The following is a 15577-nucleotide window of genomic DNA, read 5'->3' as shown; positions in this document are numbered from 1 at the left end:
GAGGACCGAGACAGAAGGGACGATCGCAAGTGACTCTTTTTTGACTTTTCGGGACTTTTTAGTGGAAAACTAAAAGGTTTTTTTTGTTGCGTTTATTTGAAAAGAAGAAAGGAGCCATGAAAAAAATGGCGAACAAACAAGCGTTGAATATTGTGAAAATGAAAAAATATAAGCAGGATGGCGTGCCGCTTACCATGATCACGGCTTACGATTATCCAACAGCGCTCCTCGCAGAGGAAGCAGGTATCGATCTAATCCTGGTTGGTGATTCACTCGGCAATGTAGTACTGGGTTATAATTCGACGCTTCCGGTGACCATCGACGACATGGTATACCACACACGTTCCGTAGTGCGCGGTGCTGAGAAGACGTTTATTGTGGCTGATATGCCTTTTATGACGTATCATGGCAGCGTGGATGAGACGCTTAAGGGTGTCCGTCGACTGATGCAAGAGGGGCATGCCCATGCGGTTAAAATGGAAGGCGGAGTTGAGATAGCGGACACCGTCAGAGCAGTTGTGCAAGCAGGCGTGCCTGTTCTTGGACATATCGGACTGACACCTCAATCGGTTAATCAGATTGGTGGTTACCGCATTCAGGGCAAGGATGCAGCGGATGCGAAACGTCTGATGGACGAAGCCAAAGCCTTGGAAGCTGCAGGTGCGTTTGGCATTGTGCTTGAACTGGTTACGGAAGAAGTTGCACGGGCGATCTCGGAGGAACTGTCCATCCCTACCATCGGAATTGGAGCAGGACGAGGCTGTGATGGTCAGGTACTGGTATTCCACGATGTGGTTCAATACGCCTCTCCGTATACGCCCAAACGATTTGTCAAAACCTATGGAGATGTGGGTACATTAATCAGAACCAGCATCGAAGCTTACGTGAAAGAAGTGAAAGATCGTTCGTTCCCGGCCGAAGAGCATGTATTCAATGCGGCGGATGGTGTTCTGGATCAACTGTACGGCGGACAACGCAAGGAAAAGGTGGCGAGTAACTCATGAAAGTATTACGGACAATCGCAGAGTTAAGACAGGAACTAAGTTTGAAGCGTCAAGCGATTCGGTCCAGTGCGTCTGTTGTAGGTCTTGTACCAACAATGGGTTATCTTCATCAAGGTCATGCAAGCTTGATGCAGGCAGCCAGACAACAGAGCGATATCGTGGTATTAAGCATATTTGTTAATCCAATTCAATTTGGCCCTAATGAAGATTTTGACAGCTATCCGCGGGATGAAGCCAGAGATGTGGAAACAGCACGCTCACAAGGAGTGGATATCGTATTTATTCCCTCTGTTGAAGAGATGTATCCACAGGCAACGCAAACGACCGTATCTGTCTCAAAACTGACGGAGCGCTTATGTGGCGCTTCACGTCCAGGACATTTTGACGGGGTAACAACTGTAGTCTCCAAGCTCTTCAACATCGTACAGCCACAGCGTGCATTTTTTGGAATGAAAGACGCTCAGCAGGTTGCGGTCATTCAACAGATGGTGAATGATTTGAATATGCCTGTAGAAATTGTACCCTGTCCGATTGTTCGCGAAGAGGATGGCCTTGCCCTCAGTTCACGTAACGTCTACCTTAACCCAGAACAGCGCACACAGGCCTTGGTTCTATCGAAGGCACTACGTGCAGCTCAGGAAGCCGCAGATACAGGTGTAGCTACTACAGCCGCAGATATCCGTCGTATTCTGCGCGAGCACATTGCAACCTCACCGCTTGCCGTTATCGACTACGCCGAGATTCAGGCTTTTCCAAGTCTGGAGCCGCTCACAGATCAGGAAGAAGTTCAAGGCCGTGACGATCTGCTCATTGCACTTGCGGTGAAATTCGGAAAAACAAGATTGATTGACAATATAAGGTTGCAAAAATCGGAGGTACTGTCCCATGTTTAGAACACTGATGAAATCCAAAATTCACCGGGCTACGGTAACGGAAGCCAACTTGAACTATGTGGGTAGTATTACCATAGATGAAGACTTGATGGAAACATCCGACTTGATGGAAAACGAGAAAGTGCAAATTGTGAACAACAACAATGGTGCACGTCTGGAAACATATGTGATTCCAGGACCACGCGGAAGCGGGGTCATATGTCTTAACGGCGCAGCTGCACGTCTGGTACAGCCTGGAGATAACGTCATTATCATTTCTTACGCCATGATGTCGCAAGAAGAGGCAAATACTCACAAACCAACCGTTGTATTTGTAGATGGACAGAATAAACCTGTACAAACGATGAAACAGGAAGTCCACGCAACAATTATGTAATCGACTGGTAAGGAGAATGAAATCGGCCCTTGAAGCAAAAAATGAGTACAGGTCACTGCACTAATCCATTTTTTCAAGGGTGGGGATGCATCGATGTTCCAGCATGTTTTCGCAGAAATGAACGACATGTTAGATGAAATTATCAAGAGCTATCCTTCCGCTGAAGGCCTGAACAAACAAGAATTGTTGCAAAAGTGGAACTTGCTTAAGCGGATGAGTGACGGAATGCTGGATGAATGGCTGATGTTTGAAGAAAAGATGAGCCAGGTGAGGGAGCGAGAGATGGATAAGCCTGCTTCCCTTGAACCGGAACAGGAAGCTGTTACCGCTCTGCCTGAACTCCATCTGGAATGTTTCAGTCGAGGTCAGGGTTATTTCAAATTACAGATGTATCCGCAGGCGATCATGCAATTCTCCCGGGTTGTGACCGACCATCCGGAGAGTGCATTAACTCGTTTTTACCTGGCGCTGGCGTATCTGAATCTGGAACAAATGGCGGAAGCCGGAACACATTTACAGCAGATCATGTACCTTAAAGGTTCACCTCGCTTGAAAGGGCTTGTGTGTAACGCCCTGGGCTGTATTCAAGTCAAGCTTGCGAATCCCGAAGCTGCATGTTCACTCTTTGCACAGGCCCTTCAGTATGACCCGACATTGACCGAACCACTGTACAACATGGAAGCTTGCAGGTTGAACAGGGGAAAATTGCAATATGCTAATCAGCTGACGACCCTTCATTAAGCGGGAATTCGGCGACAAAAAAACGGTGTTCCCTCCTTTGGCATAGCGGCGGGGACACCGCTTTTTTGTTAGTTAATTTTCAAATCCCCTTTTTTTTGCTATGCTGTAACATAGACTGGAATGGAAGGGACCGTACATTGCAATGAAATTTGCCGTATTGGATTTCGAAACAACCGGCACGCAGTCCGACGGTGAGATTATACAGGCCGGACTTGCCATCATAGATCATGACTACAGCATAACTCAAATATATAGTTCTTATGTGAACCCTGGTGTACCGATTCCCCCGTTTATTTCGGGGTTGACGGGTATTACCGATGCAGATGTGGCGGACGCTCCTTCACTCGAAGAGATGATGATGGAGATGGTTCCGCTGCTTAATGATGTGGTGCTTGTTGGACACAACGTCGCTTTTGATTTTCACTTTTTGCAGAATGCTCTTGACCGTTGCGGTTATTTGCCGTTCACTGGCCGCATTCTGGACACGATTGATTTTCTGAAGATCACATTCCCATCACTGGGTTCTTATCAACTCGGTTATGTGTCTTCCGAATTTGGATTTCAACATGATCGCCCTCACCAGGCAGACAGTGATGCACTGGCGACAGCCTATGTGCTACTCAAGTGTCTGGATGAGTTAAAGGAATTACCGCTCATAACGATTCAGCGCCTCAGTGACCTGTTTGCACCAGAAGACAGTGACTTGGGTTGGTTCTTGGACGGGATGCGCAGTGAGAAGGAAGCAGAGCCGATTCAGGATCTGGACGGACATACCTATTATCGTCAGCTTGCTCTTAATGTAAGTGATTGGACCGATATTGGTGCACCACGCGATGAGCGGGAGGCTAACCCCCTCGATGGTGTAAGCTTCGAACAGTTTATGGACCAGGTTCGGGAGAACCTGAAGGATACGCTGGATCATTACGAAGAGCGTGAAGCGCAGACTCAGATGTTCAGCAGTGTAAGGCAAGCCCTGGATGAAGAGAAACATCTCTTGATCGAAGCTGGAACGGGTACCGGTAAATCTCTAGGGTATCTGTTGCCTGCTATTTACGAAAGTGTGAAGCAAGAACAGAAAGTTATGGTTAGCACGCATACGATCAATCTGCAGGAGCAATTGAGAGAGCGGGACATTCCGATGCTGACTCAAGTGGTTCCGTTCCCGTTTAAGGCTGCTGTATTCAAAGGACGTGGACATTACCTGTGCCTGCGCAAATTTGAACACAAAATCAATAAACGTGAATTCGCCACACCGAAAGAGGATTATTTCACAGCTGCTCAGATGATCGTCTGGCTTACGCAGACCGAAACCGGAGATGATGAGGAACTTAACCTTAGCGGACGCGGAGGGGACTTCTGGGAGACCGTACAGAGTGAATCCGAATCATGTCTGGGAAGATCCTGTCCATGGTTCCGTAAATGCTTCTACCATCGTGCCAAACATGAAGCAGGGTTGTCTGATATCGTAATCACCAATCACTCCAAATTATTTACGGATGTGAAAGCCGCGCATCAGCTGCTGCCAGCCTATGAGAGTCTTGTGATCGATGAGGCACATCATCTGGAGGATGTCGCTGGTAAACATCTTGGAATGCATATGAAATATTTCACCTTGGTTCATACACTGACCCGCCTATTTAAAGACAGTCGTAATGGTCAGCTACCTATGCTTCGTTCGCAGTTTTCCGGGCATGAAAATTCGGTGCAATGGGGCTCCATGGTGGATCAGATGTTCCCGCTCGCTCTTGAAGTTAAGGAGCTGTGGGATCGTATGAGCGATGCCTTGTTTGGTCTCTTGCCTGAACGAAGTGATGCTTCACCGGGAGAGACGGGGCAATTTTCACTGCGTCTGAAAGCATCTCAGAAACCTGCAAAATGGCAGGAGTTGCAGGATCTGGAGAACCAGATCTATGTGACTCTGGGCGATTTGGTTCGCAAAGGGGACAAATTGCTGCTTGAAGTGAAAGAGGATCAGGATGATTATCAATCGGATAGTCTGATCACGGACATTACAGGATTGCTGAAAGATCTGACCACATTGAAGGAGAATCTACGTTTCTTCATGCGTATGGATGACGCCAAAACGGTGTACTGGATGGAAGCCAGCGGTCAGTTCCGCAGTAAATCTCTTCAGCTGTATGCCGTACCTGTAGATGTCAGTGCCCAACTTAAGGATTTATTTTTTGACAAAAAGAAAAGTGTTGTGCTTACATCGGCTACGCTCTCGGTAGATAAGTCATTCCAGTTCATGATTGAGCAGCTTGGCTTACAGGAAGCCTCTGAGAATAATCGGCTGTTAACGTCGATGCTGCCATCACCTTTCAACTATCGCGATCAGGCACTTCTGGTGATTCCGCGTGATTTCCCGAGTGTGAAGGGAAGTGTGGGTGATGCGCACTTTGTTAATATGCTGGTGCAATCACTTGCAGAGACGGCAATTGCTACGCGTGGACGCATGATGGTTCTGTTTACTTCATACAAGATGTTGCGACAGGTCTATGATCCGCTGAAGGAGGCACTGTCTGGCAACGACATCTCGTTGCTTGGGCAAGGCGTTGACAGTGGAAGTCGTTCCAAATTGACTCGCAGGTTCCAAGATGCCAAAGCAACGGTACTTCTGGGCACAAGCAGCTTCTGGGAGGGTGTAGATATCCCGGGAGAGGCGTTAACTTGTCTCGCTATTGTGCGACTGCCGTTCCAGCCACCGAATCATCCGTTGGTGGAAGCCAAGAGTGAGTTGCTTCAGGAGCAGAAGAAAAATCCGTTCATGAAACTGTCCGTGCCACAAGCGGTCATTCGTTTCAAACAGGGATTTGGCCGATTGGTACGTACAGCAAAGGACAGAGGAATTGTCATTGTTTATGATACACGGGTGATTGAAGCGTATTATGGTAAATTCTTTTTATATTCATTACCTGGACCCAAAATGGAGCATATGCTCACGGAGCAGATGGTTCCACGAATTACCGAGTGGTTGGAAAAACCTGCTAATGAACAAAAATAATGGTTGTTTTGTTCGTTATATCATTGCATGACACTATCGTTTGGCGTTAAACTTTATTAGATATTTCCGTATCCGATTAAAGCAGTTGCACGTAAGAACTTATAACCTAAATTACAAGGAGCATTCTGTATAAAATGTCACGTTTATCTTTGAGTTTTATACAGAATGCTCATCTTTTCATCTATTATTTTATCGTGGCCTTGGTAAGGGGGAGCAAGAATGAAATCGGATAAAATTTCGGAAGCGGTGGTACGACGTCTGCCTGTTTACTTGCGTTATTTGAACGAGTTGCATCAGCGTGAGGTGGCTACTGTTTCTTCTCAAGAGCTTGGACAGAGGCTGGATCTGAATCCGGCCCAAATTCGTAAAGACCTGGCTTACTTCGGTGATTTTGGTCGTAAAGGGATCGGGTATGATGTATCCTATTTGATCGAGAAAATTCGTCACATTCTCAAAATCGATCAGCAAATTAATGTAGCTCTGGTAGGAGCGGGTAATCTCGGACAGGCCTTGTCCAACTATAACGCGTATCTGAAAGACAACATGAAAATTGTTGCTGTATTTGATGCATACGGACCGAAGATTGGTAGTCAAATCAACAGTTTGACGGTAAAACCAATGGATGAATTGACGGAAGCGGTTAAAATGGAAAACATTCGCATCGGAATTATCACGGTTCCGGATACGGAAGCCCAAAATGTAGCCGATCAGCTTATTGAATCAGGAATTGAAGCGATCCTTAATTTTGCACCAACCATTCTAAAAACACCGCCGCATATCCGCATTCACCATGCTGACTTTACAACGGATCTGCTTAGTTTGGCCTATTACTTGGAGACTGGAAAGGACGACGAGGAAGATGACAACAAATAGATGGGTAATTCACAACGGCAAATTTGCCGTTAATGAAGGCGGCACAACATGGAACGTGGTCCACGGATACATGGTTGTTGAGAATGAAAAGATTGTGCATATTGGTGAGACATTGCCGGATGAAGACAAAAATTGTACCAAAGTGGATGGAAAAGGACTGTTCTTCCTGCCGGGTCTGATCAATACGCATGGTCATGCAGCGATGTCGTTGCTCAGAGGGCACGGAGACGATCTTGCATTGCAAGTATGGTTGCAGGAAAAAATGTGGCCGATGGAAGCGAAAATGACTTCAGAAGACGTATATTGGGGAACTTCGCTATCGGTGCTTGAAATGTTGAAAGGCGGAACTACAGCTTTCCTGGACATGTACGATCACATGGATCAAGTTGCCAAAGTTGTGGAGCAATCCGGCGTTAGAGCAGCACTGGCACGTGGTGTAATCGGGTTGTGCTCGGAGGAAGAACAATTGCGGAAGCTGGAGGAGTCGGCTGCGTTTGCGCGTGAGTGGAATGGACAGGCAGATGGTCGCATTACAACCGTAATCTCGCCACATGCACCATATACATGCCCTCCTGACTACATAGAGAAGCTTGTGCAGGTCGCGAACGACCTAAACCTTCCCCTTCATACACATATGTCGGAAACGCTTCGTGAAGTCGAGCAGAACGTGGCTGATTATGGACTGCGTCCTGTGGCACATCTGGAGAAACTGGGCTTTTTCTCTCGTCCATCCCTGGTTGCACATGCGGTGCATCTGAATGACGAAGAGATTGAGATTCTGGCCCGTCATGATGTGGCTGTATCCCATAACCCGGGAAGTAACCTGAAACTCGCTTCCGGTGTTGCGCGGGTACCTGCGTTGCTGAAAGCAGGAGTTACCGTGTCACTCGGAACAGACGGACCGGCAAGCAACAACAACCTGGATATGTTCGAGGAAATGAGACTGGCTGCATTGATTCACAAAGGTGTATCTGGTGACCCGACGGCAGTGCCAGCAGGCGAAGCGTTATTACTCGGAACGTCATACGGTGCCAAATCCATCTTCTTGAACAATACCGGAGCACTCCAGGTCGGCATGAAGGCTGACTTTATCGCCTTGGACATTGAACAGGCACATTTCTATCCACATACAGACCTGATCTCACATACAATCTATTCGGCTTCTGCCAAGGATGTTGAGCACGTATGGGTGGATGGGAAACAAGTGGTGAAACATGGCGAATGTCTGACACTGGATGAAGAACGCATTTTGCGTGAGTCTCAATTGGCATTTGATGGTCTGCTTGCTCGTTAATTGCAGGACAGCATCATAGGGAAAGGAAGTTCGGCTTTTGAAGAAAAAAAAGAAGTGGATATGGATTTCGCTGCTTGCACTGGTTCTGATTCTGTTTGGACTTCAGCGTTATTACGTCCATGTCACGCAGGACCAACGCAAGGAAGAAGCGCTCGCCATACAAGCAGCACAGGAGCAACTGGGCATTACATCCTATGATGAATTGCGCAAGTACATCTGGGGAGACAAAGAAGGCTCTGACAACATCTACTGGACCCTGATCGGCAAAAACAAGGATAACCAGGATGTTATGGTCTGGGTTAAATTCGATGCAAACAATCAACCGGTTAAGGGTGCAAACGCTGTACACAGTGAGCTGCTGCAGAATGGCATGTCCGAAGCGCAGATACGCAATCGCTTCAGTTCTGAAGTTCCTGCCGGTGAGATTAAACGAATCATGCCCGGAGTTGTGAATGGAATATATGTGTGGCAAGTGTATTATAAAGACGGTACGCATAACCACTATCGCTTTTATCGTTTTAGCAACGGAGAACAGGTGGACCTGGTCTACACACTCCCGAACAGCTAGAACAAGATAGAGTGAGATAACTAGAGAATTAAAGAAATGAAAGAACCGGCAGACGGATATCCGACTGAACCGGTTCTTTGTGTTGTCTGTAAACATATTTGATTTAAATAGTTAAAATTAATAATTTATTCATATTTTCGCCTTCGAAATTGTATATACGATGTGATATACTCAGATATGTACTCAAAGTTACATTCAAAACAAATAAACCTGTCAAAATTATCGCAGGAGTCAATGTGCACATATTCGTATATACCAATAAGCCAGTAGGTTGGGCCAAATTCTGGGAGGGGTAATTCACTTGAAGCTAAAAGTATTGCCTATTGCTTTAACTGCCGTCATTTCAGCCGTTGTGTTGTTTGGAGGTTGGTTTGTATATCGTCAGGTGGCTGTGCAGAATCCGATTGAAAAAATGGTAACCCAGTACGATGGAGTCAATGACGTTCAATTAACTATTAACCGCAATGACGTACAATTGAAACTGGATCTGCAACCTGATGTTGATTTGGGCAGACTGGTACAATATATTCACAAAGAAGGACAGACCCTGATTGGAACACGCTCACTAAAGTTGGATGTTGTGGATCATTCCAGTGAAGCACTGGAAAGTTGGTGGGGGGATGCGATGTTCACCGTAGCTCAGGCGATGGAGAACAAGCAATACACCGAGATTACACCAACGTTGTCCAAGATGGCGACGAATGGAATTAAGGTAAATACAGCGATGGATGACAACAATGTATATGTCAGTCTCAGAGACGGAGATGCCAGCAAGTTTATTATTCTGCCGCGTGTGCCCGGTCAGATAGGAGTGTGGCCTAATGCCTAAGTGGACAAAAGAAGTTGCCATCGGATTTTTTCCCGTATTGATTATTTTCCTTGCTTTTACTGGTGTTAATATTGTTCCGATCCTGATTGCAGCAGTGCTTGTCGGAGCTTTGCTGTTCATGATGCAAATGCGTGGCGGGATTACAGTAGGCGCTGCACAGGAACGTAAACGGAAGAAAAAAGGACCTTCCAAGCTTACTTTTGAAGAAATTGGCGGACAAGACAGTGCTAAGCAGGAATTGCGTGAAGCGCTTGACTTTCTGATCAAACATGAAGAAATCCGGAAGTTCGGGATTCGCCCGTTAAAAGGGATCTTGCTGACGGGCCCTCCAGGGACAGGGAAAACGTTGATGGCCAAGGCTGCTGCCCATTACACCGATTCTATTTTTGTAGCAGCATCGGGTAGTGAGTTCGTGGAAATGTATGTTGGTGTGGGTGCCAGCAGAATTCGGGATTTGTTTAAGGACGCGAGAACCCGTGCCACCAAGGAAAATAAGGAAAACGCTATTATCTTTATCGATGAAATCGATGTCATCGGGGGGAAACGTGAGGGTGGTCAACAGCGTGAATATGATCAGACCCTCAATCAGCTCCTGACGGAAATGGATGGAATCTATTCTTCCGATACGCCAAGAATTCTGGTTATCGCTGCAACGAACCGTAAAGAGATGCTGGATAGCGCCCTGACGCGACCGGGACGTTTTGACCGCCACATTCAAGTGGACTTGCCTGACAAAAAGGGCAGAAAGCATATTCTGGAACTGCATGCGGTGAACAAACCTCTGTTGAAGGAAGTTAATCTGGAGAAAACAGCGGAAGAATCATATGGTTTCTCCGGTGCACAGCTCGAAAGTGTGATGAACGAAGCAGCAATATACGCCATGAGAGACGGGCTGTTAAACATCGAACAGCGGCATCTGTCCCTGGCTATTGATAAAGTCATGATGGGTGAGAAAACAGACCGTGAGTCGAGCGTGGAAGAGAAGAAAAGGGTCGCCATTCATGAGTTGGGACATGCTATTATGGCTGAACTCGTTCGTCCAGGCAGTGTTAGTCAGGTGGCACTTAGTCCGCGTGGTCAGGCGCTGGGATATGTACGTCATAACCCGCAACAGGAACAGTTCCTCTATACGAAGCGCTTCCTGGAAGAGCAGATTATGATTGCACTCGGAGGAGCAGCTGCGGAGGAAATGTACTACGGTGGTCGTTCCACAGGGTCTCGCAATGACTTTGATCAGGCAACCAATGTTGTACAGACGATGATGGCTTCGGGGTTGACTTCACTTGGGATTGTGAACATGGATATGGTCACAACCGAGGAACTGATGCGAGAGAATAAATTAATTCTGCAAGAACTGATGGAGCAGACAAAGCGGTTGCTTGAAGAACAACGGACAATTTTCGACAATTCACTCGACATTTTGATTCGTGAGGAAGTTTTGTCTGGCGAGCAATTTCGTTGTCAATTTCGTGACAGTGCCCTTCTACCAGCATAATTTATTTATGCTGGTTATTTTTTTTTACATTTCACTCGTGCTAAGATATTATTATATGTTGGGTCGAAATTTGTAATTTTCGGCGAACAGGGTACAATAGAGAAATAGAGAACCGAAAGGATGGAGCAGAACCATGTTTTTCAAAAAAATAGGAGTTGTCGGCGGCGGTACGATGGGACAAGGTATTTCCCAGATGCTCGCAGCCAAAGGACTTGATGTGCTTCTCGTGGAGCATACAACACAAAAGCTGGATCATGCATATGACATGATCGAAACCAATCTGGATAAACAACTGGAGAAATGGGCGATTACAAAAGCGGAGAAGAAATTGATTCTTTCCCGTATTACCAAGGTAGCTCATTTAGCTGAACTTGGAACTTGCGACATGGTCATTGAGACAATTTCAGAGGATCTGGATGCGAAAAAAGCAGTATTCAGCCAACTGGACCAAGTTTGTCCAAGCAATGTCATTCTGGCAAGTAATACATCCACGCTGAGTTTGACCGAGCTTGCAAGCTCGACCAAATACCCAGAGCGTGTTATTGGTATGCACTTTATTCACCCGGTATCCCGGGTTGATCTTGTAGAGATTATTCGTGGACTGAAAACTTCGGATACAACATTCGAAGAGACCAGACGTTTTGTTGAAGAAGTAGCGGACAAAAAAGGAGTCATGATTTATGAATCCCCTGGATTCGTAACTTCCCGTCTGATCTGCCTGCTGATTAACGAAGCGTTGCATGTATTGCAAGAAGGTGTTGCATCTGCTGAAGATATCGATGATGCAATGCGTATCGGATACAACTTCCAACATGGACCACTCGAAATGGCTGACCGTTTCGGATTGGATTCTGTTGAAGCTGCACTCGAAAGAATGTTCCGTGAATTCGGAGAATTGAAATATCGTCCTTCTACAGTCCTGAAGAAAATGGTGCGTGCAGGACACCTGGGTGCCAAAACAGGCGAAGGATTCTTTAAGTACGACAAGGATGGTGACCGACTGTGAAAGTACTCGTAATTAATGCGGGGAGTTCCTCGCTCAAATATCAACTGTATAATATGACTGACGAATCTGTACTGGCTAAAGGTTTGGTAGAACGGATCGGAATGGATTCCTCCATCCTGACACACAAACCGACAGGCCGTGAGGATGTTACAGAAGTTAGTGAGATTCTGGAGCATACAACAGCGATCCGTAAAGTCATTGATATTTTGACTCACAAAGAAAATGGTGTACTGGATTCTGTAAGTGAAATTCAAGCTGTTGGACACCGTGTTGTTCACGGTGGTGAAGCATTTAAAGAATCTGCATTGGTAGATGATGCTGCCAAAGCTGAAATTCGTCGTTTGTTCGACTTGGCTCCACTTCATAACCCTGCAGCAATGATGGGTATTCGTGCGGCTGAATTAAATATGCCTGGTGTGCCACAGGTAATGGTCTTCGATACGGCGTTCCATCAAACGATGCCGGAAAAAGCATATCTGTATGCTATTCCGCGTGTACTTTACAAAAAATATAAAGTACGTCGCTACGGCGCACATGGTACATCCCATGATTTCGTAAGCAAGGCAGCTGCTGAATATCTGGATCGTCCAGTGGAAGATCTGAAAATTATCACTTGTCACGTCGGTAACGGCGGTAGTGTAACAGCAGTTAAAGGTGGCGTATCCGTTGATACTTCGATGGGTATGACTCCGCTTGAAGGATTGATGATGGGAACGCGTTCTGGTGACCTTGACCCAGCCATCGTACCTTATGTAATGAACAAGGAAGAACTGAGCGTAAGCGAAGTGAACTCCATGTTGAACAAACACAGTGGATTGCTTGCGATCTCCGGAATCAGCAGTGACATGCGTGAGATTACGGAAGGTATGGAGAATGGCGATGCCAACTCCACGCTTGCTTTTGAAATGTACGAGTACCGTCTGCGTAAATACATCGGCTCATATGCAGCTGCAATGAACGGTGTAGACGTGATCGTCTTTACGGCTGGTGTAGGTGAGAACTCCGTTGTACTTCGTCAAAAAGTATGTGAGCAGCTCACTTATCTGGGCGTTGAACTGGATGAAGCGTTGAATGCCATTCGTTCTGGCGAACCACGCCGGATCACAACAGCGAATTCCAAAGTGGAAGTTCTCGTTGTGCCAACTAACGAAGAATTGGTAATTGCACGTGATACACACCGAATCGTATTGAATTCTCAGTAATCTAACTGTAAAGTAAATATAGAATGACAAGGAAGTGCAGGGGACAGGCATAAGCCTGCCCGCTGCATTTTCAAATTCAGGAACCAAGGGGAGATATGGGCATGAATACGAATTGTGTAATTCGTAATGTGAACGAGCATGTGGGCGAAACCGTAACAATCGGTGCCTGGATTAACAACAAACGTTCCAGCGGTAAAATTCAGTTTTTGCAGCTACGTGATGGAACCGGATATATCCAAGGGGTTGTTGTGAAAAGTGAAGTTAGTGAAGAGATCTGGAACAATGCCAAGAGCCTGACTCAAGAAAGCTCTTTGTATGTTACAGGTATTATTCGTGAAGAACCTCGCAGTGCGTCCGGTTACGAGATGACTGTTACAGGGGTTGAAATCATTCACCTGACTGAAAACTATCCAATCACGCCTAAAGAGCATGGTGTTGATTTCTTGATGGACCATCGTCATCTGTGGCTTCGTTCTACGAAGCAACGTGCTGTTATGGTGATTCGGGCAGAGATTATTCGCGCTGTTCAGCAGTTCTTTGATGGTAACGGATTCACACAAGTTGATCCTCCGATTTTGACACCATCGTCTGCTGAAGGAACAACGAACCTGTTCCACATCAAATACTTTGATGAAGATGCTTATCTGACACAAAGTGGTCAATTGTATATGGAAGCCGCAGCCATGGCGCTGGGCAAAGTATATTCCTTTGGTCCAACATTCCGCGCAGAGAAGTCCAAAACACGTCGTCACTTGATTGAGTTCTGGATGATTGAGCCGGAAATGGCATTTGTAGATCACGAGGAAAGTCTGCGCGTACAAGAGAAATTTATCGCTCATGTCGTTCAATCCGTGGTGAAAAACTGCCGTGCAGAACTGGAATCTATCGGTCGTGACGTATCCAAACTCGAAGGCATCGTAGCTCCATTCCCGCGTATTACGTATGATGAAGCGATTGAATTCCTGCATGGACAAGGCTTTGATATTCCTTGGGGAGAAGACTTTGGTGCACCACACGAAACAGCTATTGCTGAGAAGTACAATACACCTGTCTTTATCACGCATTACCCTGCTGGAATCAAGGCTTTCTACATGAAACCAGATCCAAATCGTCCTGAAGTTGTTCTCTGTGCGGATATGATTGCACCAGAGGGCTACGGAGAGATTATTGGCGGTTCGCAGCGTATCGATGATCCGGAATTGATGCAACAACGTTTTGAGGAGCACAATCTCTCGGATGAAGCTTACCAATGGTATCTGGATTTGCGTAAATATGGATCGGTTCCTCACTCCGGTTTCGGTCTGGGATTGGAGCGGACGGTAGCATGGATCTGTGGATTGGATCATGTACGTGAAACAATCGCATTCCCACGTATGCTCTATCGTCTGTACCCTTAATGCTTAACCGAGGAGCGTCTATGGAAGACACCACATCCAAAGCTTGGTTGGATGGAGCAGCTTATGGCATGACTTCGGGTACAGCCCATCTGCCGTATGCCTTGTTACGTTTTTATCACCAGCTTGGTCTATCAGATGCAGAAGTGCTTCTTCTGATTCAACTGTTAGGGTTCCGTCAGGCAGAGTTCAATGAGTTTCCCACGCTTGAAGAGCTTGCGGCGCGCATGGGACTTGCACCTGAAGGTATTGCCAGAATGTTGCAACGTCTGATGAGGGATGGGTATATTGCTATTGACGAGCACCGTGACGAAGAACGGGACATCCAGTACGAGCGATATGATTTACATGGATTATATGCCAAGCTTGCAAAGTGCACTGCTGAAGAAGTAGCCGCATTCCGTGCGGAGCAGCAGAGTAACAATACAGCACGTCAAGATTCGAACAGTGTTCAAAAAGAAGAGGAAGAACGGAACATGTTCTCCATCTTTGAAAAAGAATTTGGACGTCCGCTCTCTCCAATGGAGTGCGAAACGATATCCGGCTGGTTGGATCAGGACCGTTATCAAGAGGAATTGATTCTAATGGCTCTGAAGGAAGCGGTTTTTGCAGGCAAAGTACATTTCCGGTATATCGATCGAATTCTGCTTGAGTGGAGTCGAAATCGTGTCAAGACCGTTCAAGACGCGAAGGCGTACACGCAGCGGTTTCGTAATGGTGGACGTTAATTCCAGCGTAGGCAGGGACAAGAAACAGGCCAGAAGTCATTCTGTGCCTGTTTTTTTTGGATTAAAGATTGGATGAGTGATCAGCAACATCAACCTTTCAGGCAATGATTTCATTTTGTTTTACAAAAATTTGATAGATCACGCAGGGGTTAACGCACAAGCTGTCGTCT

At 46.3% G+C, this 15577-nt stretch carries 14 protein-coding genes; all 14 read left to right on the top strand.

Features of this window, described 5'->3' with window-relative positions:
- The first annotated feature begins 125 nt into the window (after positions 1–125).
- Positions 126–1004 carry a 3-methyl-2-oxobutanoate hydroxymethyltransferase gene (panB, locus tag MKY95_RS20740; protein WP_076250598.1) on the top strand — a complete coding sequence of 293 codons (879 nt, stop codon included), beginning with the start codon at positions 126–128 and terminating at the stop codon, positions 1002–1004.
- Positions 1001–1897, top strand: a complete 897-nt coding sequence (panC, locus tag MKY95_RS20735; protein ID WP_076250013.1) for a pantoate--beta-alanine ligase — start codon at positions 1001–1003, stop codon at positions 1895–1897. The genes panB and panC overlap by 4 nt, the downstream gene beginning before the upstream one ends.
- A complete protein-coding gene (gene panD / locus MKY95_RS20730; RefSeq protein ID WP_017687742.1) occupies positions 1890–2273 on the top strand; it encodes an aspartate 1-decarboxylase in 384 nt (127 codons plus the stop codon). The genes panC and panD overlap by 8 nt, the downstream gene beginning before the upstream one ends.
- Before the next feature lie 117 nt (positions 2274–2390).
- A complete protein-coding gene (locus MKY95_RS20725) occupies positions 2391–3014 on the top strand; it encodes a tetratricopeptide repeat protein (RefSeq protein ID WP_306068488.1) in 624 nt (207 codons plus the stop codon).
- Between the two features lie 142 nt (positions 3015–3156).
- Entirely contained in the window at positions 3157–6018 is a 2862-nt protein-coding gene (dinG, locus tag MKY95_RS20720; RefSeq protein ID WP_076250015.1) for an ATP-dependent DNA helicase DinG, read from the top strand.
- A gap of 219 nt (positions 6019–6237) precedes the next feature.
- Positions 6238–6891, top strand: a complete 654-nt coding sequence (locus MKY95_RS20715; RefSeq protein WP_076317448.1) for a redox-sensing transcriptional repressor Rex — start codon at positions 6238–6240, stop codon at positions 6889–6891.
- Positions 6878–8185 carry an amidohydrolase gene (locus MKY95_RS20710; protein WP_076317449.1) on the top strand — a complete coding sequence of 436 codons (1308 nt, stop codon included), beginning with the start codon at positions 6878–6880 and terminating at the stop codon, positions 8183–8185. The genes MKY95_RS20715 and MKY95_RS20710 overlap by 14 nt, the downstream gene beginning before the upstream one ends.
- 37 nt (positions 8186–8222) lie before the next feature.
- Complete coding sequence (locus MKY95_RS20705) at positions 8223–8753, top strand: DUF5590 domain-containing protein (protein WP_047843541.1); 531 nt, start codon at positions 8223–8225, stop codon at positions 8751–8753.
- A 301-nt stretch (positions 8754–9054) separates the two neighbouring features.
- Positions 9055–9582, top strand: a complete 528-nt coding sequence (locus tag MKY95_RS20700) for a hypothetical protein (RefSeq protein WP_017687748.1) — start codon at positions 9055–9057, stop codon at positions 9580–9582.
- Complete coding sequence (locus tag MKY95_RS20695) at positions 9575–11077, top strand: AAA family ATPase (RefSeq protein ID WP_047843540.1); 1503 nt, start codon at positions 9575–9577, stop codon at positions 11075–11077. Before MKY95_RS20700 ends, MKY95_RS20695 begins: the two co-directional genes overlap by 8 nt.
- Positions 11078–11210: 133 nt before the next feature.
- On the top strand, positions 11211–12083 hold the full coding sequence (locus MKY95_RS20690; protein ID WP_017687750.1) for a 3-hydroxyacyl-CoA dehydrogenase NAD-binding domain-containing protein: 873 nt from the start codon (positions 11211–11213) through the stop codon (positions 12081–12083).
- On the top strand, positions 12080–13285 hold the full coding sequence (locus tag MKY95_RS20685) for an acetate kinase (RefSeq protein ID WP_036671987.1): 1206 nt from the start codon (positions 12080–12082) through the stop codon (positions 13283–13285). Before MKY95_RS20690 ends, MKY95_RS20685 begins: the two co-directional genes overlap by 4 nt.
- A 101-nt stretch (positions 13286–13386) precedes the next feature.
- Positions 13387–14682 carry an asparagine--tRNA ligase gene (gene asnS, locus MKY95_RS20680; protein ID WP_017687752.1) on the top strand — a complete coding sequence of 432 codons (1296 nt, stop codon included), beginning with the start codon at positions 13387–13389 and terminating at the stop codon, positions 14680–14682.
- Positions 14683–14702: 20 nt separating this feature from the next.
- Entirely contained in the window at positions 14703–15407 is a 705-nt protein-coding gene (locus MKY95_RS20675; protein ID WP_076250018.1) for a DnaD domain-containing protein, read from the top strand.
- Positions 15408–15577: the final 170 nt, after the last annotated feature.

This window comes from Paenibacillus sp. FSL P4-0176 (genome assembly GCF_037975265.1).
GTDB lineage: Bacteria > Bacillota > Bacilli > Paenibacillales > Paenibacillaceae > Paenibacillus > Paenibacillus amylolyticus.
This window is presented reverse-complemented; position numbering and strand designations above follow the sequence as displayed.